Origin of the sequence: Bradyrhizobium sp. 179 (assembly GCF_023073535.1) — a bacterium.
In the GTDB taxonomy this organism is placed as follows: Bacteria; Pseudomonadota; Alphaproteobacteria; order Rhizobiales; family Xanthobacteraceae; genus Bradyrhizobium.
In genome coordinates this window covers 25,061-47,152 of the sequence record NZ_JADPJR010000002.1, presented here as the reverse complement: position 1 = coordinate 47,152, position 22,092 = coordinate 25,061, and the positions used below count along the sequence as shown (strand labels likewise).

The 22,092-nt window shown below is 64.8% G+C and carries 22 protein-coding genes and 1 pseudogene; 9 read left to right on the top strand and 14 right to left on the bottom strand.

Annotation, left to right across the window (positions count from 1 at the left end; all coding sequences use genetic code 11):
- The first annotated feature begins 90 nt into the window (after window positions 1-90).
- The gene (locus IVB12_RS00275; RefSeq protein ID WP_247294500.1) at window positions 91-1,239 is read left to right on the top strand and encodes an alpha/beta hydrolase; all 1,149 of its coding nucleotides are present in this window, start codon (window positions 91-93) and stop codon (window positions 1,237-1,239) included.
- Window positions 1,240-1,302: 63 nt separating this feature from the next.
- Entirely contained in the window at window positions 1,303-2,274 is a 972-nt protein-coding gene (gene mbfA / locus IVB12_RS00270; RefSeq protein ID WP_247294499.1) for an iron exporter MbfA, read from the top strand.
- Between the two features lie 62 nt (window positions 2,275-2,336).
- Here mbfA and rnhA read toward each other — a convergent pair whose 3' ends face one another.
- From rnhA to ispH, 3 genes are read right to left on the bottom strand one after another with little or no spacing between them, the layout of a single operon-like run.
- On the bottom strand, window positions 2,337-2,801 hold the full coding sequence (gene rnhA, locus IVB12_RS00265) for a ribonuclease HI (RefSeq protein WP_247294498.1): 465 nt from the start codon (window positions 2,799-2,801) through the stop codon (window positions 2,337-2,339).
- The gene (locus IVB12_RS00260; RefSeq protein WP_247294497.1) at window positions 2,798-3,793 is read right to left on the bottom strand and encodes a homoserine kinase; all 996 of its coding nucleotides are present in this window, start codon (window positions 3,791-3,793) and stop codon (window positions 2,798-2,800) included. The genes rnhA and IVB12_RS00260 overlap by 4 nt, the downstream gene beginning before the upstream one ends.
- A gap of 6 nt (window positions 3,794-3,799) precedes the next feature.
- Window positions 3,800-4,768, bottom strand: a complete 969-nt coding sequence (gene ispH / locus IVB12_RS00255; RefSeq protein WP_247294494.1) for a 4-hydroxy-3-methylbut-2-enyl diphosphate reductase — start codon at window positions 4,766-4,768, stop codon at window positions 3,800-3,802.
- 266 nt (window positions 4,769-5,034) lie between these two features.
- Between ispH and IVB12_RS00250 the strand changes: the two genes are divergently transcribed.
- Together IVB12_RS00250 and IVB12_RS00245 are read left to right on the top strand one after the other, a co-directional pair.
- A complete protein-coding gene (locus IVB12_RS00250; protein WP_247294491.1) occupies window positions 5,035-5,730 on the top strand; it encodes a cell cycle transcriptional regulator TrcR in 696 nt (231 codons plus the stop codon).
- A 141-nt stretch (window positions 5,731-5,871) separates the two neighbouring features.
- Window positions 5,872-6,057 (top strand): hypothetical protein, encoded by a 186-nt coding sequence (locus tag IVB12_RS00245; RefSeq protein ID WP_247294489.1) that lies wholly within the window; start codon window positions 5,872-5,874, stop codon window positions 6,055-6,057.
- A 208-nt stretch (window positions 6,058-6,265) separates the two neighbouring features.
- Here the strand turns inward: IVB12_RS00245 and IVB12_RS00240 are convergent, their stop codons facing one another.
- The 4 genes and pseudogenes from IVB12_RS00240 to IVB12_RS00225 all read right to left on the bottom strand — a co-directional run bounded on the left by IVB12_RS00240 (window position 6,266) and on the right by IVB12_RS00225 (window position 10,091).
- Entirely contained in the window at window positions 6,266-6,532 is a 267-nt protein-coding gene (locus IVB12_RS00240) for a hypothetical protein (protein ID WP_247294487.1), read from the bottom strand.
- Between the two features lie 124 nt (window positions 6,533-6,656).
- Window positions 6,657-8,567 (bottom strand): propionyl-CoA synthetase, encoded by a 1,911-nt coding sequence (locus tag IVB12_RS00235; protein WP_247294486.1) that lies wholly within the window; start codon window positions 8,565-8,567, stop codon window positions 6,657-6,659.
- Window positions 8,568-8,940: 373 nt separating this feature from the next.
- Window positions 8,941-9,174: pseudogene (locus IVB12_RS00230) on the bottom strand (lysozyme inhibitor LprI family protein); the annotation flags it as partial.
- 155 nt (window positions 9,175-9,329) lie between these two features.
- Entirely contained in the window at window positions 9,330-10,091 is a 762-nt protein-coding gene (locus IVB12_RS00225; protein ID WP_247294485.1) for a tetratricopeptide repeat protein, read from the bottom strand.
- 82 nt (window positions 10,092-10,173) lie between these two features.
- On the opposite strand from IVB12_RS00225, the gene IVB12_RS00220 reads away from it, so the two are divergent.
- Window positions 10,174-11,751: a sodium:proton antiporter gene (locus IVB12_RS00220; protein WP_247294484.1), complete on the top strand. Its 1,578-nt coding sequence runs from the start codon at window positions 10,174-10,176 to the stop codon at window positions 11,749-11,751.
- Between the two features lie 84 nt (window positions 11,752-11,835).
- The gene (locus tag IVB12_RS00215; RefSeq protein ID WP_247294483.1) at window positions 11,836-12,606 is read left to right on the top strand and encodes a hypothetical protein; all 771 of its coding nucleotides are present in this window, start codon (window positions 11,836-11,838) and stop codon (window positions 12,604-12,606) included.
- A gap of 63 nt (window positions 12,607-12,669) precedes the next feature.
- Here IVB12_RS00215 and IVB12_RS00210 read toward each other — a convergent pair whose 3' ends face one another.
- The 5 genes from IVB12_RS00210 to IVB12_RS00190 all read right to left on the bottom strand — a co-directional run bounded on the left by IVB12_RS00210 (window position 12,670) and on the right by IVB12_RS00190 (window position 17,782).
- On the bottom strand, window positions 12,670-13,476 hold the full coding sequence (locus IVB12_RS00210; RefSeq protein ID WP_247294482.1) for a glucose 1-dehydrogenase: 807 nt from the start codon (window positions 13,474-13,476) through the stop codon (window positions 12,670-12,672).
- A gap of 17 nt (window positions 13,477-13,493) precedes the next feature.
- Window positions 13,494-13,907: a DUF1850 domain-containing protein gene (locus IVB12_RS00205; RefSeq protein ID WP_247294481.1), complete on the bottom strand. Its 414-nt coding sequence runs from the start codon at window positions 13,905-13,907 to the stop codon at window positions 13,494-13,496.
- Window positions 13,868-15,979 carry a TRAP transporter permease gene (locus IVB12_RS00200; protein ID WP_247294480.1) on the bottom strand — a complete coding sequence of 704 codons (2,112 nt, stop codon included), beginning with the start codon at window positions 15,977-15,979 and terminating at the stop codon, window positions 13,868-13,870. The genes IVB12_RS00205 and IVB12_RS00200 overlap by 40 nt, the downstream gene beginning before the upstream one ends.
- Window positions 15,980-16,091: 112 nt before the next feature.
- Window positions 16,092-17,039, bottom strand: coding sequence for a TAXI family TRAP transporter solute-binding subunit (locus IVB12_RS00195; RefSeq protein WP_247294478.1), 948 nt, complete (start codon window positions 17,037-17,039; stop codon window positions 16,092-16,094).
- A gap of 263 nt (window positions 17,040-17,302) precedes the next feature.
- A complete protein-coding gene (locus IVB12_RS00190) occupies window positions 17,303-17,782 on the bottom strand; it encodes a hypothetical protein (protein ID WP_247281447.1) in 480 nt (159 codons plus the stop codon).
- 193 nt (window positions 17,783-17,975) lie between these two features.
- Between IVB12_RS00190 and IVB12_RS00185 the strand changes: the two genes are divergently transcribed.
- Window positions 17,976-18,281, top strand: a complete 306-nt coding sequence (locus IVB12_RS00185) for a hypothetical protein (protein WP_247281448.1) — start codon at window positions 17,976-17,978, stop codon at window positions 18,279-18,281.
- A 115-nt stretch (window positions 18,282-18,396) separates the two neighbouring features.
- Here IVB12_RS00185 and IVB12_RS00180 read toward each other — a convergent pair whose 3' ends face one another.
- Both IVB12_RS00180 and IVB12_RS00175 read right to left on the bottom strand, forming a co-directional pair.
- Window positions 18,397-19,611, bottom strand: a complete 1,215-nt coding sequence (locus IVB12_RS00180; protein WP_247294476.1) for a hypothetical protein — start codon at window positions 19,609-19,611, stop codon at window positions 18,397-18,399.
- Window positions 19,612-19,667: 56 nt separating this feature from the next.
- Window positions 19,668-20,294 (bottom strand): CoA pyrophosphatase, encoded by a 627-nt coding sequence (locus tag IVB12_RS00175; RefSeq protein ID WP_247294473.1) that lies wholly within the window; start codon window positions 20,292-20,294, stop codon window positions 19,668-19,670.
- 71 nt (window positions 20,295-20,365) lie between these two features.
- Here IVB12_RS00175 and IVB12_RS00170 point away from each other — a divergent pair, with 71 nt between their 5' ends.
- On the top strand, window positions 20,366-20,791 hold the full coding sequence (locus IVB12_RS00170; protein WP_247294471.1) for a PaaI family thioesterase: 426 nt from the start codon (window positions 20,366-20,368) through the stop codon (window positions 20,789-20,791).
- 271 nt (window positions 20,792-21,062) lie between these two features.
- A complete protein-coding gene (locus tag IVB12_RS00165; RefSeq protein WP_247294470.1) occupies window positions 21,063-22,085 on the top strand; it encodes an aldo/keto reductase in 1,023 nt (340 codons plus the stop codon).
- The last annotated feature ends 7 nt before the right edge of the window (window positions 22,086-22,092 follow it).

The window sequence follows — 22,092 nt, the reverse complement described above, 5'->3', positions numbered from 1 at the left end:
GGCTTGTGCCTGGCATCTAGGTTCTTACAATCAACGGCAACGAAGAACGTAGATGGCCGGGACAAGCCGGGCCATGACGAGGAAGCGCCTATGGCCGATCTCCCCGACATCCCGCTCCCCGCGGGCATCCGCGCACGCTATGTCGATGGCATCAACGGCTTGCGCATGCATGTGCTGGAAGCCGGGTTCGAGACCGGGGGCCGGCCCTGCATGCTCCTGCTGCACGGCTTTCCCGAGCTGGCCTTCTCCTGGCGCAAGGTGATGCCGGTGCTAGCTGGGGCGGGCTATCACGTGATCGCGCCGGACCAGCGCGGCTATGGGCGCACGATGGGATGGCGCGCCGAGTACGACGGCGATCTCGCGCCCTTCTCGCTCTTCAACCTGGTGCGTGATGCGCTCGCCCTGGTGGCGGCGTTCGGCTACCGGCAGCTCGATGTGGTCGGCCACGATTTCGGCAGCGCGGTCGCGGCCTGGTGCGCCCTGATCCGACCCGACGTGTTTCGCTCGGTGACGATGATGAGCGCGCCGTTCGGCGGACCGCCGCCGCTGCCTTTCAACACAGTCGACACGCCGGCAAAGCCCGCGGCCGAAGACGCCGTTCATCGCGAGCTCGCAGCGCTGCCGCGTCCGCGAAAACACTATCAATGGTACTATTCGACACGCGCAGCCAACGCCGACATGCACTGCGCGCCGCAGGGCGTACACGATTTCCTGCGCGCCTATTATCATCACAAGAGCGCGGACTGGTCCGACAACAAGCCGTATCCGCTGGCGTCATGGTCGGCGAATGAACTGGCGAAGCTGCCGACCTACTACGTGATGGACCTGAACGAGACGATGGCCGAGACGGTGGCCAAGCAGATGCCGTCGCCGGCCGCGATCGCCGCCAATCAATGGCTGCCGGATCGCGAGCTCGCCTACTACAGCGCCGAATATGGCCGCACCGGATTCCAGGGCGGGCTGCAATGGTATCGCTGCGGCACCTCGGGCGCTTTCAATCGCGAACTGCAATTGTTCTCTGGCCGCAGCATCGACGTGCCCTCCTGTTTCATCTCGGGCAAGCAGGATTGGGGCACCTATCAGCGCCCCGGCGCGTTCGAGGCGATGCAGGCGCGCGCGTGCACGAAGATGCTCGGCTGCCATCTCGTCGATGGCGCCGGTCATTGGGTGCAGCAGGAGCAGCCGGCCGAAGTCAGCCGGTTGTTGCTGGACTTCCTCGCCAAGGCCCGCACCGGCTGATTTGACCGGGGAACCGCGGCGGCCTATAGTTTAGAATAGTTCTAAACTAATGGCAGGGCCGTCGTGAAGAACTTTGCCGACCTGACCGAGCGCGAGGTGCTTGCGGTCGCGATTTCCTCCGAGGAGGAGGACAGCCGCATCTACATGACCTTCGCCGAGGACTTGCGCGAGCGCTACCCGGACACGGCCAAGATCTTCGAGGAGATGGCCGAGGAGGAACGCGGCCACCGGCATCGCCTGCTCCAGCTCTACGAGGCGCGGTTTGGTACGCATCTGCCGCCGATCCGCCGCGAGGACGTGAAGGGTTTCCTGCGCCGGCGCCCGATATGGCTGACCAAGAACCTGCCGCTCGACACGATCCGGAAGGAAGTCGAGACCATGGAGCTCGAAGCCGAGCGCTTCTACGCGCGGGCTGCCGAGCAGGCCGAGGATGTCGGTGTGCGCCGCCTGCTCGGCGATCTCGCCGAGGAAGAGAGGCATCACGAGAACCGGGCCGTCGCGCTCACCGACGAGATCCTCAAGCCCGACGTGCGCGCCGAGGAAGACCGCACGCGGCGGCGGATGTTCGTGCTGCAATATGTGCAGCCGGGCCTCGCGGGCCTGATGGACGGATCGGTCTCGACGCTCGCGCCGCTGTTTGCGGCAGCCTTCGCCACGCATCAGAACTGGCAGACGTTTCTGGTCGGCCTTGCGGCGTCGATCGGCGCCGGCATCAGCATGGGCTTTGCGGAAGCGCTCTCCGACGACGGCTCGCTCACGGGGCGCGGCTCGCCCTGGCTGCGCGGCCTCACCTGCGGCGCAATGACGACGCTCGGCGGGCTCGGCCACACCGCGCCCTATCTCGTGCCCGACAGCTGGGCCAACGCATTCTGGGTCGCGACCGCCATCGCCTGCGTCGTCGTGTTCTTCGAATTGTGGGCGATCGCCTTCATCCGCTCGCGCTACATGGACACGCCGTTTCTCCAGGCCGTGTTCCAGATCGTGCTCGGCGGCGCCATCGTGCTGGCGGTCGGGATCGTGATCGGGGCGGCGTAGTAGCCTCACCCTCGGTTGGCCGGACGATGACGCTGGAGAGAGCTTGGCGACGCCCGAGACGCTTACTCCTGCACTCTCTGCTGCAACCGCGCCATCGCGATCCCGTCCCGCGCCAGCTGATCGGCACGCTCGTTCTCCGGGTGCCCGGCATGGCCCTTGACCCAATGCCAGCGGACCTCGTGCTGCTTCAGCGCGGCATCGAGACGCTGCCACAGTTCGACATTCTTCACCGGTTTTTTGTCGGCGGTGCGCCAGCCGTTGCGCTTCCAGCCGAAGATCCACCCCGTGATGCCCTGACGGACATATTGGCTGTCGGTATAGAGATCGACCGTGCACGGCCTCTTCAGTGCTTCGAGCGCGGAGATCGCCGCCATCAACTCCATCTGGTTGTTGGTGGTGTGGCGCTCGCCGCCGTTCAGCTCCTTCTCCTTGTCGCCGAACTTCAGGATTGCGCCCCAGCCGCCCGGACCGGGATTTCCCGAGCAGGCGCCGTCGGTATAGATCGTGACGTTGGGACGCTCGCTCACGCCACCAGTCCTGACGGCATCAGCCCATAGTCGCGCACGCTCGTCACGCTCTGGTGGAAGCGCAGCTTGCGGACATATTCCAGCGGATCCTTTGGCCGCACCAGCGCGCCCGGCGGCACGTTGAGCCAGTCGACCAGCCGCGTCAGCAGGAAACGGATCGCAGCGCCGCGCGCGAGCAGCGGCAGCGCCGCCTCTTCGGCTTCGGAGAGCTTTCGCACCCGGCCATAGGCATTGAGGAAGGCGCGCGCCTTGGTGACGTTGAAGGAATGATCCGGCTCGAAACACCAGGCGTTGAGGCAGATCGCGACGTCATAGGCCAGTATGTCGTTGCAGGCGAAGGTGAAGTCGATGATCCCCGAGAGCCGGTCGCCGAGAAAGAAGACGTTATCGTTGAAGAGGTCGGCGTGGATCACGCCCTCCGGTAGATTGGTGGGCCAGACCCCGCTCGAGAGATGATCGAGCTCGGCGGCGAGAAAAGCGCGCAGACCCGGCTGCACCTCGTCGGCGCGGCTTGCGGCGGCATCGAACAGCGGCCGCCAGCCCGCGACCGAGAGCGCATTGGCGCGCTTGATCGCAAAGTTGGCGCCAGCCAGGTGCATCTTCGCCAGCGCCTCGCCGACGCCGGCGCAATGGGCCACATTCGGCTTGCGCGGCCACATGCCCTCGAGAAAGGTGATGATCGCGGCCGGCCGGCCCGCCAGCTCGCGCAGCGCATCGCCGTCCCTCGCCTTCACCGGCAACGGGCAGTTGATGCCATGCTCGGCGAGATGCGTCATCAGCGCGAGGAAGAACGGCAGGTCGTTCTTCGCCACGCGCTTCTCATAGAGCGTGAGGATGAACGAGGCCTGCGTGTTTCCCTGGCGCGTGTGCAGCAGGAAGTTGGAGTTTTCGACGCCCTCGGCGATGCCCTTGTAGGAGAGCAGTTCGCCGAGATCGTATTGCTTCAGGAAATCCGCAAGCTCATCGGCGGCAACGTCGGTGTAGACCGCCATGCAGATTTACTCTGCGGCGGCTTCGGGGCGCACCGAGCGCGGCAGCGGGAAGAACTCGTTCTCTTCCGCGGCCGAGACCGTCTCCACATGCAGCGTGTAGCGCTCTGCGAACGCGTCCATGATCTCCTCGACGATCACTTCCGGCGCGGATGCCCCCGCGGTGATGCCGAGGCTGGCGATGTTGTCGAACTTGCCCCAGTCGATGTCGGCGGCGCGCTGCGCCAGCACCGCGGTCTTGCAGCCCTCACGCTCGGCGACCTCGCGCAGGCGCTGCGAGTTCGACGAGTTCGGCGCGCCGACCACGATCAGGGCGTCCACCACCGGCGCCACCTTCTTCACCGCGAGCTGGCGGTTGGTGGTGGCGTAGCAGATGTCTTCCTTGTGTGGCCCGTTGATGTTCGGGAAGCGTTCCTTGAGCAGCGCCACGATCTCCGCCGTGTCGTCGATCGACAGGGTGGTCTGGGTCACGAAGGCGAGGTTGTTGGGGTCCTTTGGAGTGATGGTCTTGGCGTCCTCGGCGGTCTCGATCAGGGTCACGGCGCCGACTGGAAGCTGGCCGAGGGTGCCGACCACTTCAGGATGATGGGAGTGGCCGATCAGGAAGATCTCGCGGCCCCGCTTGAAGTGGATCGCGGCCTCGCGGTGCACCTTGGTCACCAGCGGGCATGTCGCATCCAGCGAGAACAAATTGCGGGACTGGGCATCGGCCGGAACCGACTTCGGCACGCCATGGGCCGAGAACACCACTGGCGCGGTGGTATTCTCAGGGATTTCCGCGAGCTCCTCGACGAAGATCGCGCCCTTCTTCTTCAACCCATCGACGACGTACTTGTTGTGCACAATCTCGTGGCGAACATAGACGGGAGCACCGTATTTATCGAGCGCCCGTTCCACGGTGTCGATCGCCCGGACCACCCCGGCGCAGAAGCCGCGGGGAGAACAAAGCACGATCTTGAGGTCTGGTTTGGCTGACATTGAGCGATCTCGGGACCGAATCACCCGTTTCGCCTTCTGGCGGGGGGCGGTCGATGGATGGATTGGGCTTTAAAACAGTCTGCCTGGACTTTACAGGCACTTCAGAGGGAATTGGGCCCCCTTTCGGGCGCTGTCAAGGCACTATCTATAGCAGAACCATTGCGTGGCTACCCCCTCCGGGCTTATATAGCGCGAATTCCCTGTCATCGCTGATGACCACCGGTTTCGCCTCCAGAGGGGTGGGCGAAGCACAAAGGAGATTTGCCATGAGCAACGCACCTCTGATGCCCAAGGCGACCGCCGTCTGGCTGCTCGACAACACCGCGCTGACCTTCGACCAGGTCGCCGATTTCACCAAGATGCATCCCCTCGAGGTGCGCGCGATCGCCGACGGCGACGCGGCCCAGGGCATCAAGGGCATGGACCCGCTCTCCAACGGCCAGTTGACCCGCGAGGAGATCGAGAAGGGCGAGAAGAACCCGGACTACCGGCTCCGCCTCCAGGAGAGCAAGGTGGTGCTGCCGCCCCAGCCCAAGCGCAAGGGCCCGCGCTACACGCCGGTCTCGCGCCGCCACGAGCGCCCGAGCGCCATCCTCTGGCTGCTGCGCAACCATCCTGAGCTGAAGGACGCCCAGATCATGCGTCTGGTCGGCACCACCAAGAGCACGATCGCGAGCGTGCGCGACCGCACCCATTGGAACACGTCGGCGCTGACCCCGATCGACCCTGTCACTCTCGGCCTGTGCTCGCAGATCGAGCTCGATTTCGAGGTGCAGCGCGCAGCCAAGGAAAAGCCGATCGACGCAGCCTATGGCGGCGCCACGCTGCTGCCGGCCTCCGAGACCACCCGCAAGGACGAGTACGAGCCCGCGCAGAAATCCAGCGACGACCTCAATGTCGACGCGGTATTCGCCAAGCTCAAGACGCTCGGCGGCAAGAAGCAGGAGAACGAGCAGGAGTAGGCTCACTTCCCTGCACTGCATCCGGTTCGAACGCGGCGGGAGCGATCCGCCGCGTTTTTGTTTGCGAGGGGAACTTTCGCGACGCCTCTGCCGGGAACGATGCGGCCGACCTCGCATTGTTTCCAGCGCGGAGGATCAGCGATGCGGGACGACGAAGATCATTTTGCGTTGATGCTGGGACGCGCTGTCCTGGCAGCGTGGGGCGACATGCCCCGGGATATCCAGGAAGCCTTGTTCGAGATTGCCGTCAGAGACCGCCCTGGCGATCGCGACGACCTGGCGAAGCTGCTGCATGATCGGCATCCGCGGACGGTGCACGCCGGCTAGCCGCGTCCCGTGTGTTCACATTCGCCGATGTGACGGCGCCAACCGCACCGTCAAGGTCAGCATCTCCTTCAGCTATTTGTAGCGCGTTGTTGCGCGAGTCAACGTCGGAACAGAGAGCGGACAAGGATTTCGACTGCTGCGTTGCAGGCGCATCATGGGAGACGTGAATGCGAGCAAGCGGCGCGGCACGATAATTCCGGGTCGGCACTCACGGCCGTTCGGGATGGTTCAGCATGTATTCGCCGAGATCACGCTGACGGCGATCGGCACGCGCGGTGGCCGCATTGCGCTGGACATCACGATCCTTGCGGCAGGCCACGTATTCCGGCGAGCCCTGCGCATAACCGCGGCTCTGGCACACCGCGTCGTCATCGTCGCCGCCGACCGCTATAGGCGTCTGGTAACGCGCGGAGCAGGCGGAGAGTGCGATGGCGAGTAGGAAGATGGCGCCATACTGCGCGAGCTTGGCTGACATTGATCGGTCCTGTCTCATTCGTCATTGCCGGGCTTGACCCGGCAATCCATCGAAATCAAGGCAATTGCCTGCTCATTGATGGATGCCCGGGTCAAGCCCGCGCATGACGACCGGAGCGCACAATTCACACCCGTCCCTTCAGCGCCGCGCCGATCTCGTCGAGCACCTTCGGATCCTCGATCGTCGCCGGCATGGTCCAGGCTTCGCCGTCGGCGATCTTCTTAATGGTGCCGCGCAGGATCTTTCCGGAGCGCGTCTTGGGCAGGCGGCCGACGGTGATCGCAAGCTTGAAGGCGGCGACCGGGCCGAGCTTGTCGCGCACCAGCGCGACGATCTCCTTCTCGATCTCGGCGGGCGAACGCGTCACGCCCGCTTTCAGCACCAGGAAGCCGCAGGGCACCTCGCCCTTGATCGCATCCTTGATGCCGAGCACGGCGCATTCGGCCACGTCCGGATGCGACGCCAGGATCTCCTCCATGCCACCGGTGGAGAGGCGATGGCCGGCGACGTTGATGATGTCGTCGGTACGGCCCATGACGAAAACATAGCCGTCCTCGTCCTTGTAGCCGGCGTCCGAGGTTTTGTAATAGCCGGGGAATTCGCTGAGATACGCTTCCTTGAAGCGCGCGTCCTGATTCCACAGCGTCGGCAGGCAGCCCGGCGGCATCGGCAGCTTGATGACGATCGAGCCCATGGTGTTGGGGCCGACCGGCTTTGCGGATTCGTCGACGATCTCGACCTGATACCCCGGCATCGGCACCGTCGGCGAGCCGTGCTTCACCGGCAGCATGCCGAGGCCGACCGGGTTGCCGGCGATGCACCAGCCGGTCTCGGTCTGCCACCAATGATCGATCACCGGCACCTTCAACTGCTGCTCCGCCCATTCCACCGTCGGCGGATCGGCGCGCTCGCCGGCGAGGAACAGCGTGCGGAATTTCGAGAGATCATATTGCCGGATGAATTTGCCTTCGGGATCCTCCTTGCGGATGGCGCGGAAAGCGGTCGGCGCCGTGAAGAAGGCGACCGCCTTGTGCTCGCTGATGACGCGCCAGAACGCGCCGGCATCGGGCGTGCCGACCGGCTTGCCCTCATACATGATCGAGGTCGCGCCGTGCAGCAGCGGGCCGTAGACGATGTAGCTGTGACCGACCACCCAGCCGATGTCCGAGCCGCACCACCAGACCTCGCCCGGCTTGACGCCATAGAGGTTGAACATCGACCATTTCACCGCGACGAGATGGCCGCCATTGTCGCGCACCACACCCTTGGGAATGCCCGTTGTGCCCGAGGTGTAGAGGATGTAGAGCGGATCGGTCGCGGCAACCGGCATGCAGGGCGCCTTCTTGCCGTCGTTCAGCGCCTTGCGCCGCAGGCTCGCCCAATCATAGTCGCGTCCCGGAGTGAGGTCGCAGGTGTGCTGCGGACGTTGCAGCACGATGCAGGCCTTCGGCTTCGCGCTCGCGAGCTTGATCGCCTCGTCGAGCAGCGGCTTGTACTGCACGATACGGCCAGGCTCGACACCGCAGCTCGCGGAGAGAATGAGCTTTGGCTGCGCATCGTCGATGCGGGTGGCGAGCTCCTTGGCAGCAAAGCCGCCGAACACCACGGAATGCACCGCGCCGATGCGCGCGCAGGCGAGCATCGCGACGACCGCCTCCGGCACCATCGGCATATAGAGGATGACGCGATCGCCCTTGGCGACACCAAAATCCTGCATGATTGCGGCGAGTGCCTGCACCTCGCTCAAGAGCTCGGCGTAGGTGAATTTGGTGATGCTGGCCGTCAGCGGCGAATCATGGATCAGCGCGACCTGGTCGGCGCGGCCGCGTTCGACATGGCGGTCGAGCGCATTGTAGCAGGTGTTGACCACGCCGCCGGTGAACCAGCGGCCGTAGGTTCCTTGCGTCGCATCGAAGATCGTTTTCGGCGGCTCGATCCAGTCGATCTCCTTGGCCGCCTCGGCCCAGAATCCTTCCGGATCGGCCAGCGAGCGCGCATGGACCTCGTGATAGAGACTCTTGCCCTGGATGTTCATTCCCGCGCTCCCGTTCCCTTTGGTCGCCTCGTCTTGACCTGACGGCAGGAGAAGCGTCCCGCCAGGACTAGGATCAAGTGCCGGCCTTGCTTGACGCGTATTTTCCCGGGAACGGGCCGCGGTTCAAGCCGAAAAGGATGGGCCTTTTGGAGGAGAGGCGTAGAGCTTGCGCGCATCGGCACTCCCTCTTCCGCCTGCGAGGAGGCTGGGGTGCCTCCGCGTCGGGAGGCCTATGGAGGAAGTCTGCAAGGCGATAAAGCCCTCACCCGCCGCGCTCTGGAAGATGCTTCGCACCGCCGGGGAGACATCGATCTCTTCCGCAAGCGGGAGAGCTAACCGAGCCCGCCGTGCGACTTCGGTTCTTCAGTGCTTCTCAGCTTGCCATCGCATTGAGCCACTGCAGGCGGTCCTTCGGGACCTTCTTCAGATCATAGCCGGGGCGGCCGAAGCTCGCGTTGCGCGTCGTGAGGAAATCGCGCTGGGTTTTGCGCAGGTCGGCCGCCAGACGCGCTGTCGCAGCCCGCAGCACACGCTCGTAGGTCTCGGCGATCTGGCGGTCCAGCACGCCGAGTTGCGGATCGGCACAGATCACCTTCTCGACCTCGCGGAGGTGCGCACATTCGCTTCGGCGCGCGCGACGAGGGCCGCGGAGCGATCCGACGCCGGATTTGCGGTCTGGTGGCAAAGGATGGGTTCAAATCGGGCGTGCGGAGAGCTGCCCGCACTCCCTCGCCCCGCTTGCGGAGAGAGGCGGAGGTCCCGTCAATATTCGTCCACACCGTTCAGCCGCTGCAGGCGCTCCTGCATCGCCTTCTTCAGGTCGTACCCTGGCCGGCCGAATCCGGCATTGCGACGCGCGACGAATTCATCCTGCGCGCGCTGGAGCGTCTTGGCTTCACCCGCATTGCGCGTCTCCCGGACCACGCGCTCATTGGCGGCAAAGATCTCCCGGTCGAGATCGGCGAGCTCGCGATTGCCGCAGATCGCCCTTTCCACGGCGCGTCGCGCACGGGCGCAATTGAAGCTGGGCTTGCCGGCGACCGCCATCTGCGCCCCGATCCGCTCGAGCTCGCGCGCCATTGCCTTGTGATTGGCCTTGGCCTTCTCGTGGTTGGGATCAATCTTCAATGCCGCGCCGAAATCCTGCACTGCCTTGGGCCTGTCCCCCTTCTTCAGCCAGAGCTCACCGCGCGCGTTGAAGATGTCGGCGAGACCGGGATCGAGCTGCAGAGCCCGGCTGTCGTCCGCGATCGCACGGTCGATCTGCTCGTGCCGCGCATAAAGCGCGCCCCGCGCGACCAGTGCCTTGATCAGGTCTTCCTTCGCGGTCTTCTCATCGTCGATCACTGCCGCGCAGGCCGTGAGGGCCTTGTCCATATCGTCGGCCGCGGTCGCCGCAAGGCATGGCGCGACATCGACCTGCGCCACCGCGACCGGCTCGCCGCCCGTCGCGGCATGGGCCGCGGCGACCGAGAGCGCGCAGAGCAACCCCGCGCCTGACAGTCGAATGAGAAAGGAACGCATGTTCGTCACGATCGGAACGTCTTGCCTTCAATCTTGCCGGTCGCCCCACTATCCATCATTACGGCCGGATTGGTGCTAGCTTGTGGCGCCGCTCAAATCGGTTTCGGGAATCATCGTGTCGACATTCGAATGGATCATCGTGCTTCTGCTCGGCGCCGTCGGCTTATCGGCGCTGGCGCGGCGGATCAAGGTCCCCTACCCGACCTTCCTCGCCATTGGTGGCGCGCTGATCGCTTTCGTGCCGTCGAGCCCGTCCTGGACGCTGGAGCCGGACCTGGCTTTGGCGCTTTTTGTCGCACCGGTCCTGCTCGATGCCGCGTTCGACACCTCGCCGCGCGATCTGCGCAACAATTGGGTTCCGGTCTCGACCCTGGTCGTCGCCGCGGTCGGCTTGACCACGGCCGCCGTGGCCTATGTCGCGCACCGGCTGATGCCCGATATGCCCTGGGCTGCCGCGGTCGCGCTCGGCGCCATCGTGGCGCCGCCGGACGCCGCGGCTGCGGTCGCGATCCTCAGCCAAGTGAAGCTGCCCCACCGGATGGTGAAGGTCCTGGAGGGCGAGAGCCTGCTCAACGACGCGACTGCGCTCTTGATCTATCGCATCGCGGTCGGCGCGGTTGCTACCGAGCACCTGACGTGGAGCCAGGTCGCACCGACCATGGCGCTGGCGCTGGTTGGCAGCGTCATCGCCGGCCTGCTCGCGGGCCGCATTGTTCCGCTGTTCATCGAACGGGTGAAAGAGGCACCGAGCGCGATCATCTTGCAGTTCGCCACCACCTTCCTGGTCTGGATCGCCGCCGAGCATCTCGGGCTTTCCGGCATTCTCACCATCGTCGTCTATGCCATGACGATGGCACGCAGGGCGGGGCTGCGCATGCCGGCGCGGCTACGGGTGCCCTCCTATGCGGTGTGGGAGACGATGGTGTTCGTGCTCAACGTGCTCGCCTTCATGCTGATCGGCATGCAGATGCGACCGATCTGGACGCGGCTCGATGCCGACGTGCGCTGGGAATATTGCGTCGCCGCCGCCTGGATCCTGCTCACGGTGGTGCTGGTCCGGCTGCTCTGGGTGACGTTCTACCGGACGACGCTCCGCGCGCTGATCGCGCAGCGGATCTATCGCCCGAAGGATCCGAAGCAGGTCGCCTCTGCCAAGGGCGGCCTCATCATCTCCTGGTGCGGCATGCGCGGCCTCGTCACGCTCGCCACCGCTTTTGCCCTGCCGGAACACTTTCCACATCGGGATTTCATCGTCTTCATCGCCTTTGCGGTGGTGCTGGGTTCGCTGGTGATCCAGGGCCTGACGCTGCGGCCGCTGATCCTGACGTTCGCCCTCAGGGACGACGATCCCGTCGGCATCGAGGTCGCGCGCGGACGCGCGGTCGCCTATCGCGCCGCGCTCGACGCCATCGAGAGCGATCCGTCGGAGGAAGCGGAAATCCTGCGGCTCGAATATCGCGCGATCCTGATGCAGGCGGAAAACGATCCGAACGGCGGCATCGCCAATGGCGAGCTGCCCGCCGATCCCCTGCGCCGCCGCGCCATCGAAGCCGCGCGCAAATCGATCTTCGACCTGCGCGCGACCGAGGTGATCGGCGACGACGCGTTCCACAAGCTTGAGGAAGAGCTCGATCGCGCCGAATTGAGCGCGGGGGGATAGTCTCATCGTCCCGGATCTGCGCTTACACTTGTGCGGGACGACAGCGGGATTGAACCAAACCCCGCCTTGCCAGACTCATTCCAGATGACGACCCTGATCGACGACCGTCGTGTCCGCGCGCGTGATGCGTCGCCAGCACGATATTTCTATCCCCATATGTCGCTCGCTTGCGCGGCTACCGCGTTTCTGGGCTTTGCACCGACCTATTGGGTGCCGCTTGCCAACCGGACATTCTCCGCAAGTCCCGTGATTCATTTTCACGGTCTCTTGTTCTTCACCTGGTCACTCTATTTCGTGCTTCAGACCTGGCTCGCAGCCTCGGGCCGCGTGGCCAATCACCGCGCACTCGGCATCGCCGGAGTCTCGCTCGCGACCGCGATGACGATCTTCGGCTTCCTGGCCTCCGTGCATGTGATGCAGCATTCCGCCACGCTCGGGCAGAAGGAGGCCGGCATCGCGTTCTCGATCGTCCCGATGAGCGGGATCGCGTTTTTCGCGATGGTATTCGTGCTCGCGATCGTGAACGCGCGGAGACCCGAGGTCCACAAGCGCCTGATGCTGCTCGCGGCGGTGTCAATTCTGGATGCCGCGATCGCGCGCTGGTTCCTCACCTTCCTCGCGCCTCCAGGACCGCCGGGGCCGCCGCCGGTGCCCGTCACCATCGCGCCGGCCGCCGTCGCCTCGCTCCTGCTCCTCGTCGCCATGGTGCGCGACTGGCGCACCATGGGCCGCGTGCATCTCGTCTACATCTACGGCACGCTCGCACTGCTGGCGGTGAAGGTGCTGAACTGGCCGGTCAGCGAGACGGCGGCTTGGCACGCGTTTGCGGGCGGGATTCTGGCGCTGGCACAGTAGGTAGCTCTCACCTCCGCTGTCGTCCCGGATGAGCGAAGCGCAGATCCGGCACGACGGCGGCGCCTAGGCCCCCGCCTTGCAGGTGATCCCGCCATCAACCACGAGCTCGATCCCCGTCACGTATTTCGACTCGTCCGACGCCAGGAACAGCGCGGCGTTGGCGACGTCGAAGGCATCGCCCATGTGGCCCATCGGCACCTGCGCATCGCGCGCGCGCCACATCGCCTCGACGTCGCCCTTGGCATAGCTCGCGGCAAGCCCGGCAGAGTGCTCGACCATCGGCGTCTTCATCAGGCCGGGCAGGATTGCATTGACCCGCACATGATGGCGCGCGAACTCGATCGCGGTGGTGCGCGTCATCTGGTTCATCGCCGCCTTCGAGGCGCCGTAGGTGACGTAGGAGATGCCCATGTGGCGGATCGAAGCGATCGAGGAGATGTTGATGATCGAGCCGCCACCCTGCTTCACCATCACGGGAATGACGTGCTTCATAGCGAAATAGGCGCTCTTGAGGTTGACGCTGAAGACACGATCCCAGCTCTCCTCGGTCACCTCGACCACGCTGCCCATCTCGGCGATGCCGACATTGTTGTCGAGCACGTCGATGCGGCCATGGGCCTTCAGGCACGCCGCCACCATCGCCTCGATCTCGGCAGGCCGCGAGACGTCGGCCGTGAATGCCGTCGCCTTGCCGCCTTCGCCATTGATGATCTTCGCGGTCTCCTCGGCCGCCGCACCGTTGCGATCGACGCAAAACACCTGCGCGCCCTCGCGCGCAAAGGTCACCGCGGTCGCCTTGCCGTTGCCCCAGCCGGGTCCAATCGAGCCGGCGCCCACCACCATGGCAACCTTGCCGTTGAGCCGATCCATCGTGATCTCCCTTATTTCTATTGTTGTTCGCAGATGCTCATTTTGGTGACGTTAGCACCGATCGGATGGCCGACAATCTCTGACAATGTCCGGCACTTTCCAGCATGGCACAGCCGCCACTCCCCCGCCGTGCCCGAATTGCCCAGCACCACCTCCGGCATCGGCGCGCGGTTCGGCTGCCACTGAAACCAGCCGTCGACCAGCCGCGCCGCGGGCGGCGGCTCCATACCGGGGCCAGTGCCCTTGACGCGGGCCTGCACCAATTCGAGGCCGGCGGGCGTGGCCCGCCAGTCTTCCTGCCACTCGACCTTCGCGATCGAATGCGTCCAGGCCAACGTGAAGGCGGACAGCGCCAGCGCCTTGACGCCGCCTGCCGTTGCCAAGCAGAGGCTCACACTGCCTCGACCGCCGCCGGCGGACGCCGGTGCCATTGCCACAGCACCAGCGCCGCGGAGAGCACGAAGCCGGCCGTGTCGCTGAACGGGAATTCGCCGAGCAGGCAGAACGCGGCGCCGAGCGCGACCAGCCGCTCGACCAGCGTTAGCCGCGTGAACAGGAAGCCGATCGCGACCATGCCGAACAGCGCAATCGCCACCAGCGCCTTGAAGCTCGCGAGTGCCACCGCGCCGTAGAAGCCGAGCTTGGCCGCCATGGGATCGCCGGCCTGCAGCATCAGCGCAGGCGAATAGACGAAGATGAAGGGGATGACGTAACCGGCGAGCGCGATGCGCATCGCCTCCCAGCCGATCTTGTCCGGGTTCTCCTTCGCGATCGGTGCCGCCGCCAGCGCGGCGAGCGCCACCGGCGGCGAGAGGTCGGCCATGATGCCGTAATAGAACGCGAACATGTGGCTCGCGATCAGGGGAACGCCGAGCTTGGCGAGCGCCGGCGCGGCGAGCGCGGCGGTGATGATGTAGGTCGGGATGGTCGGGATGCCGGTGCCGAGCAGAATCGACAGCAGCATGGTCATGATCAGCGCCAAGAACAGGCTCTTCTCGCCGAGGCCAATCACCCAGCCGCCGAAGATGGTGCCGACACCGGTCTGCGACATCATGCCGATGATGACGCCAACGATGGCGCAGGCCATGCCGACGGTGATGGCGGATTTGGCGCTCTCGGCCAAGGCATCACGGCAGGCGCGCAACGCCGCAAAGCCGCCGCGCACGAACGCCGTGATCACGATGAGCCCGACCACGACGCAAGCGACCGGCACGATCTGGAGGCCGTCGCGCGACAGCGCGGCGACGACCAGCGCGAGGCCGATCCAGAAGATGTAGCGAATGACCGTCGCGGACATGCCGGCCGTGATGCTGGTCCCCAGGATCAGCGCCACGGTCAGCGCAAGGCCCATGCTGCCGGCATAGAGCGGCGTAAAGCCTTCGAACAGCATGTAGACGAGCGCGGCGAGCGGCAACACGAGATACCAGCGCGTCACCAGCGCCTTCCAGGCGCTCGGGATCTCCGAGCGCTTCATGCCGACGAGCCCGTGCTTGCCGGCTTCCAGATGCACCATCCAGAACGCTGAGGCGAAATACAGGATCGCAGGAATTGCCGCCGCCTTCACGATCTCCGAATATTGCACGCCGAGCGTCTCGGCCATGATGAAGGCAACCGCGCCCATCACTGGCGGCATGATCTGCCCGCCCATCGAGGCCGTCGCCTCGACGCCCGCCGCGAACGCGCGGCGGTAACCGAACCTGATCATCAAGGGGATCGTGAACTGGCCAACCGTGACGACGTTGGCAACCCCGGAGCCGGAGATCGTGCCCATCATGCCCGAGGCGAACACAGCAACCTTGGCAGGTCCGCCGCGGGTGCGGCCGAACAGGCCGAGCGAGACGTCGGTGAAGAGCTGGATCATGCCGGCGCGCTCCAGGAAGGAGCCGAACAGGATGAACAGAAAGATGTAGGTCGCCGAAACGTAGATCGGCACGCCGTAAAAGCCTTCCGTGCCGAACGACAGATGCGTGACGATCTGGTCGAAATCATAGCCGCGATGGTTGAGCGGCGACGGCAGATATTGGCCGAAGAACCAGTAGACGAGACAGGCGCCGCACATCAGCGGCAGCGCCGCGCCCATCAGCCGCCGCGTGCCCTCGAAGATCAGCACGGCCAGCAGCGTGCCAACGACGAGATCAAGCCGCGTGGGATCGCCGTCCCGGGCGATCAGGTCGGCATAGAAGATCCATTGATAGAGCCCGCAGAAAAAACCGGCGCCGCCGATCACCCAGCCGAGCGCACGGCCGAAATTACTCTTGGCGGTGAAATTGCCGATCAGGCCAAAGGTGAGCAGCACGAGGAAGCCGACATGGACGCCGCGCACCACCTGGCTCGGCAGATAGTTGAAGGCGGCGACATAGAGCTGGAAGGTGGCAAACGCGATTCCGATCCAGTAAGCGAGATGGCCCCACCAGCCCGGACCAAAGCCTTCCGGAAAGCCGTGCTCGAAATTGTCGAACTCGACCTTGATGGGCGCAGCTTCGGTGCCCTCTGCCTGCAACATCGATATGTCCCCGCGCCCTGAAATCGTCATGCCCGGGCTTGACCCGGGCATCCATCGAAAGATGAATCCTGGTGGATGGATGGCCGGGTCGAGCCCGGCCATGGCACCTGTATTACTTGATCAGCCCCTTTTCCTTGTAATAGCGGATCGCGCCGGGGTGCAGCGGAACCGGGCTGCCGCTGGCGGCCGTCTCGAGCTTGATCTCCTTGCCGGCTGCATGCGCGTTGGCGAGCTCGGGCAGCGACTCGTAGACCAGTTTCGTCATCTGATAGGCGAGATCATCCGACACCGCCGAGCTGGTCACGAGGTAGTTCACGACGGCAGCCGTCGGCACGTCCTTGTCCTGCCCGGTGTAGGTGTTGGCCGGAATGATCGCGGAGATGAAGGGCGGGCCGATCTTGTCGACGGTCTCCTTCGGCACCGACACCACCGTGATCGGGCTCGAGGTCGACAGGTCCTTCAGCGAGGCGACGCCGAGGCCGGCCGATTGCAGCGTCGCAGCGAGCTGGCGGTTCTTCATGAGATCGACGGACTCGGCGAAGGGCAGATATTCGACCTTTCCGAGATCCTTGTAGCTCATGCCGGCGGCGGCGAGGATCGCGCGGGAATTGAGCTCGGTGCCGGATTTGGGCGCGCCGACCGAGAGGCTCTTGCCCTTGAGGTCGGCGAGCGTCTTGATGCCGGACTCAGTGGTCGCAACGATCTGGATGTAGTTCGGATAGATCGCGCCGATGGTCCTGAGCTTGTCGAGCTTGGTCTTGAAGCCCGCCTCCTCCTCGCCGTTCCAGGCGGCTTTGAGCGAGTCACCCAGCGTGAAGGCGAGCTCGCCGCGGCCCTGCTGCAGCAGGATGAGGTTCTCGACCGACGCCTTGGTGGCCTGCACCTGCGTCTTCACATTCGGAATCTTATCGCCGTAGATCTTTCCGATCGCGACCCCGAGCGGATAGTAGACGCCGGAGGTGCCGCCGGTCAGCACATTGATGAAGGATTGCGCCTGAGCGCAAGGCGCCGACGCCGCCAGAGCAAGAGCCGCGGCTACGCCGAAGATCGTCCGTTTCATGGTTGTTGTACTCCCCAAACCGGCGGCGAAATTGGCCGGATGAAGGGGACGGGTCAACCCATCCAAAAGGCAAAACAGGACTGCGGTAAACGGCCGTTCCGGCTCGATTTTTTTGGGGAACCCGGCGGGGTGCGGCGAGGTGGCGCAGCGCTCGCCTCTCCCGCTCGCGGAGAGGTCGCGAGGCTCTCTCCTCTAGGGGGATTGCCCCGACCGCGGATGCCCGCTCTCGCCAACACTCCCCGCAAGCAGGAGGGAGCGCACCCTCACTGGAAGGTCATGTCCAGGCACTTGGAGATATCGGAGCCGAGGCCGGAGGAGATGATGATGCAGCCGCGCACCTTTTGCGCGCTGGCATCGGCGGCCCAGACCGAATAGCCGCCGGGGCCGAAGAACGAGTTGGTGTTCGGCGGCTCGGTCTCGGTGGCGTCGAAATCGTATTTGCCGTCGGTCTCGAAGATGCGCGGCTTCCTGGTGCAGCCGCCGTCGGTCTGGACGTTGATGACTTCCTTGTTGTCGCGGGTCAGCGCCAGCGAGACCTGGCAGCGGAAATATTCCGAGGTCTTGGTGTTGAACAGATAGGTGTAGGACTTGCAGGTCGCGGTGTTCAGCTTGCCGGGGGCAAGGCCGCGGCTGCACGAAATGCGCTGGTTGTGGCTGAGCTGGTAATCATCGGCCCGGGCGGCTGGTGCCAGCGCCGTCAGTGACAATGCAGCAGCCCAGCAGAGTTTAATCACATGGCGCATCCGAATCATCCCCACCCATAATTTGTCGAGTTGCGTTCTAGACGGAAAGCGGAACATAGTCGCGAGGGGACGAAGGGAAAATCACAAACCGCTGGGCGAGACGTGATGCGCTGCGGCGCTTTCGCGAATTGACCCGGAAATACCGTTCGTGATTTGTTCAAACCCAGAATGTCCCGACGGTGGGAGGATGGGAATGACGGGATTTTCAACCAAGTCATTTGCAATTGCAGTCGCGCTCGGCGCCGTTGCCGCGCCCGCACTGGCGCAGACCGCGGCAACGCCGTGGGAGCTCAAGCCCGACACGGGCTACGCCTACGACAAGGAGGGCAAGACCTATTCCTATAAGATGGGCACCAGCAATGCCGGCGAGCTGCTGAAGGGCGCCAAGAAAGTGCCGAAGGGGACGCTGTTCTTCATCGGCCACAACGGCCAGCTCTACATGCGCACCGGCCCGTATCTCGAAGGCGACGGCAAGTTCAAGTTCGGGCCGGATCAGTAGGGCTTGACCTGGTGGGCGATAGCGGCGCCACACACTCGGCGTCATCGTCCGCGAAGGCGGACGATCCAGTATTCCAGTGGGTACGCTTCGCTTTGCCTACCTACGACAGCGCTCACTAAAACGCCCCCGCCAGCTCCTTTGCGCCGGCCTTGCTGCTGTTCGAGTCCATGCGATCATCCGTCACCGCCAGCAACTTCGCCACCGTGTTGTGGCGGATCGCGACCGGATTGCGCTCGTAGCCGCCGCGCTGGAAGAAGTTCGAGGTCGGCACCTGTTCGCGCATCGCCTGCGGCATCGTCACCATGTCGAGGCCGGTGCCATCGCCGGTGAGGTTCATCATCTCGAGCTCGGCCGCGCTGAGCGGCCGGGTATAGCCCTTGGCCCGCGCGAACAGCACCGAGGTCAGGAGCTTGTGGGTCTGGAGCATCGGGCCGACATCGACGTCGAGCACCATGGCATGCATGGCCCAGCCCTGGGCGGTGTTGCCGATCTTCTCGTGCTCGGACCAGGTGTCGGGCACCGACTTCGCATGCGCGACCATTTTCTTCAGTACCGCGAGCTTGTGCTCGAGCGCCTGGCGCGCCGGGCCCGAGCTGCGCGCCACCTTCTCCGAAAGCGCACGGATGAATTCATGGCCCTGCTCGGCCAAGAGCTCGACACTGTTGGTGGTGAGCAATTGGTTGTAGCCCATCGCGGTCGAGATCGCGCGCTTGCCACCATGCTCGATTCCCGCCTGCACGTCGTAACTGCCGGTGCCGCCGGTCTCGAACGAGTAGACCCGCACGGCCTGCTCCCGCGTCAGCCCCGAGGCGAGCGCGTAGCGCGCATAGGCGCGCTTGAACTCGACCTCGTTGGTCGGGCGCTGCGGCGTGAACTGGTAGAGCTCCTGCGCTGCGCGCAGGAAATCAGCGACCACCGGAATGGGCTTTCGTGGCGGGCGCTCCGGCGCTTCCTCCGGCTCCGGGTTCACCGGGCGCTTCGGCCCGCTGTAGAGCGGCGGATGCTCCAGCACGTAATCGTCGAGCGTGATCTGTTGGCCGCTGCGCCGCTTGGCGTTGCGGGTGCGGCGCTTCTCCGAAATCTGGCTCCAATAGGCGCCCGCTTCGGCGTCGAAGGCGGCCCGCGCCGCCTGATATTCCGCGAGCTTGCGGCGATATTCGAGCACAGCCGGCGAGGCCCCACCTTGCGCAAAAAACTGCGACAGGAGCTGAGCGTTGGCATTGCTGACGGCGGGCGGAAGCGCATCGGCGCCGCCGCGCGCGGCGGGTGCGAGCAGCACGAGCGCGAATGGAACCAGCGTCAGGGCGCGTCGAATCGGTGGGTGATGCATGCTGCCCTCTTAGCAGGCATCCGGTAACCGTCACGTTAACGTGCCGTTTACCATCGTCATTTCCAGGCGAACACCGGTTGTTCCAGCTCAGTCACGCGGGTGTGCCGGCCCGCCAGCACCTCGCGGAATTGGTAGATGAGCGCGGCCGTCGGCGCGTGGATCAGGCTCGCCTGATGATGGAAGCGAATCACGCGTCGCGCGCTTTCGGGGATCGCGACGAAGTCGAAAGCGTCCTCGCGCTCGATCGTGGCGAGCGCGACGCGATGGACGGACGCCACCTCGTCCGGGTTCGGCCTGATCACGGCGCTATCCGACGCCCAGACCACGACCGGCGTGATCAGATAGCCGGAGCGTGTCGGATAATCGTCGAGGGTGCCGAGCACGTCGGCGCTGGTGAGGCGAAGGCCAAGCTCCTCGTCGAGCTCGCGCAGCGCCGCCTCGACCGGCGTCTCGCCGGGATCGCAACGTCCGCCCGGCAAGGCCCATTGGCCGCGATGGGCACGCAGATGCGATGCGCGCAGCGTGAGCAGCAACGCAGTGTCATCGCCCTCGCCTGCCGCGGTCAGCGCAACTGCCACCGCGGCACGCTTCAATGCCGCCGGCGCTTCTTCCTCAGGCAGGCGCGCGAAGGCCGCGCAGGCGGCGGCGATATTCCGCCGTGTGGCATCGTCGAACGGTCTCATGATGCTTGACTACACCACGTCCGGCCTCGATGAAATGAGATCGCAAGGGCCGCACAGGAATGGACGACGACATGACCAACAAGGCCGCCGCAAGCCTGAAATCAGAGGGCTGGACCATTCTCGAGACCACCGGCTTCATGCACCTGATCGGCCCCTTGTGGGAACGCAAGGTCGACGGCCATTACGAGTTCGCGCTCGCCACCGAAGACAAGCACCACAACCGCCGCGGCATGGTCCAGGGCGGCGTGATGATGACCTTCGCCGACCGCACCTGCGGCATGACCGCCCGCTACGTCTCCGGCAAGGAGTTCATGGCGACGGTGCAGCTCGACACCCATTTCGTCGAGGCCGGCCAGATCGGCGACATCCTGATCTCCCGCCCGCGCGTCGTGCGGGCGACGCGCAGCCTGATCTTCATGAGCACCGAGGTCTCGGTCGATGACCGCTGCATCGTGATGGCCAATGGCGTGTTCAAGTTCTTGAAGGGGCCGGGGTAAATTCCACACCCACGGCTGTCATTCCCCGCGAAGGCGGGGAATCCAGCACGCCGCGGCCCCTCAATCAATCACAACCGTCTCGGAGTACTGGATCGCCCGCCTTCGCGGGCGATGACACTAAATATGAGGCACAAGCGTGCCCACCATCATTGCGAGCGCAGCGAAGCAATCCAGAATCCCTCCGCAGACACATCTCTGGATTTGCTTCGCTACACTCGCAATGACCGGCGTTGCTGGCTATGCTGCCCTCCACCAATATCGAGGACAGCCCATGCAATACCGCCAGCTTGGCCGTAGCGGCCTGAAAGTGTCGCCGATTTGTCTGGGCACCATGATGTTCGGCGGGCCGACGGATGAAGCCGCGTCCAAGCGGATCGTCGCGAAGGCATTCGATGCCGGGATCAATTTCATCGACACCGCAGATGCCTATGCGAAGGGTGCATCCGAACAGGTCGTCGGACGCGCGATTGCCCACAATCGTCACGCCTGGGTGCTCGCCACAAAACTCGCCAATCGCATGAACCATGATATGGGAGACGATCCCAATCGCGGCGGGCTGTCGCGGCGCTGGGTGTTGCAGGCAGCGGACGAGAGCTTGACGCGGCTCGGCACCGACCACATCGACATCTACTATCTGCACAAGGAAGACCACGCGACGCCGCTGGAGGAGACGGTGCGCGCGATGGGCGACCTGATCCGCGCGGGCAAGGTGCGCTATTTCGGCGTGTCGAACTACCGCGCCTGGCGCGTCGCCGAGATCTGCAACATCTGCGACCGGCTCGGCATCGACCGGCCCGCGGTGAGTCAGCCCTATTACAACGCGATGAACCGCATGCCCGAGGTCGAGCATTTTCCGGCCTGCGCCTATTACGGCCTCGGCATCGTGCCCTACAGTCCCTTGGCGCGCGGCGTACTCACCGGCAAATACAAGCCCGATGCGCCCCCCGACAAGGAGACGCGCGCAGGCCGCAACGACACCCGCATGATGCAGACCGAATGGCGGCCGGAATCGCTCCAGCTCGCCCAAGAGATCAAGCATCACGCCGAGAACAAGGGCATCACCGCCGGCCAGTTCGCGGTCGCCTGGGTGCTGAACTCCGCTTTCGTGACCTCCATCATCGCCGGCCCCCGCACGGAAGAACAGTGGAACGACTACATCCGCGCGCTCGACTATCGCTTCACCGCAGAGGACGAGGCACTGATCGACCGGCTGGTCGTGCCGGGCCATCCCTCGACGCCAGGCTACAACGATCCCGCCTATCCGATCGAAGGACGCCGGGCGCGGACGGCTTGAACTGCGG

Excerpts from the sequence above, each read along its gene's own strand:
- IVB12_RS00275 (WP_247294500.1), top strand. The coding sequence starts at position 91 with ATGGCCGATCTCCCCGACATCCCGCTCCCCGCGGGCATCCGCGCACGC.
- IVB12_RS00260 (WP_247294497.1), bottom strand. The coding sequence starts at position 3,793 with ATGGCGGTCTACACCGACGTTGCCGCCGATGAGCTTGCGGATTTCCTG.
- ispH (WP_247294494.1), bottom strand. The coding sequence starts at position 4,768 with ATGTCAGCCAAACCAGACCTCAAGATCGTGCTTTGTTCTCCCCGCGGC.
- IVB12_RS00250 (WP_247294491.1), top strand. The coding sequence starts at position 5,035 with ATGAGCAACGCACCTCTGATGCCCAAGGCGACCGCCGTCTGGCTGCTC.
- IVB12_RS00245 (WP_247294489.1), top strand. The coding sequence starts at position 5,872 with ATGCGGGACGACGAAGATCATTTTGCGTTGATGCTGGGACGCGCTGTC.
- IVB12_RS00240 (WP_247294487.1), bottom strand. The coding sequence starts at position 6,532 with ATGTCAGCCAAGCTCGCGCAGTATGGCGCCATCTTCCTACTCGCCATC.
- IVB12_RS00235 (WP_247294486.1), bottom strand. The coding sequence starts at position 8,567 with ATGAACATCCAGGGCAAGAGTCTCTATCACGAGGTCCATGCGCGCTCG.
- IVB12_RS00225 (WP_247294485.1), bottom strand. The coding sequence starts at position 10,091 with ATGCGTTCCTTTCTCATTCGACTGTCAGGCGCGGGGTTGCTCTGCGCG.
- IVB12_RS00215 (WP_247294483.1), top strand. The coding sequence starts at position 11,836 with ATGACGACCCTGATCGACGACCGTCGTGTCCGCGCGCGTGATGCGTCG.
- IVB12_RS00210 (WP_247294482.1), bottom strand. The coding sequence starts at position 13,476 with ATGGATCGGCTCAACGGCAAGGTTGCCATGGTGGTGGGCGCCGGCTCG.
- IVB12_RS00205 (WP_247294481.1), bottom strand. The coding sequence starts at position 13,907 with ATGGCACCGGCGTCCGCCGGCGGCGGTCGAGGCAGTGTGAGCCTCTGC.
- IVB12_RS00200 (WP_247294480.1), bottom strand. The coding sequence starts at position 15,979 with ATGTTGCAGGCAGAGGGCACCGAAGCTGCGCCCATCAAGGTCGAGTTC.
- IVB12_RS00195 (WP_247294478.1), bottom strand. The coding sequence starts at position 17,039 with ATGAAACGGACGATCTTCGGCGTAGCCGCGGCTCTTGCTCTGGCGGCG.
- IVB12_RS00190 (WP_247281447.1), bottom strand. The coding sequence starts at position 17,782 with ATGCGCCATGTGATTAAACTCTGCTGGGCTGCTGCATTGTCACTGACG.
- IVB12_RS00185 (WP_247281448.1), top strand. The coding sequence starts at position 17,976 with ATGACGGGATTTTCAACCAAGTCATTTGCAATTGCAGTCGCGCTCGGC.
- IVB12_RS00180 (WP_247294476.1), bottom strand. The coding sequence starts at position 19,611 with ATGCATCACCCACCGATTCGACGCGCCCTGACGCTGGTTCCATTCGCG.
- IVB12_RS00175 (WP_247294473.1), bottom strand. The coding sequence starts at position 20,294 with ATGAGACCGTTCGACGATGCCACACGGCGGAATATCGCCGCCGCCTGC.
- IVB12_RS00170 (WP_247294471.1), top strand. The coding sequence starts at position 20,366 with ATGACCAACAAGGCCGCCGCAAGCCTGAAATCAGAGGGCTGGACCATT.
- IVB12_RS00165 (WP_247294470.1), top strand. The coding sequence starts at position 21,063 with ATGCAATACCGCCAGCTTGGCCGTAGCGGCCTGAAAGTGTCGCCGATT.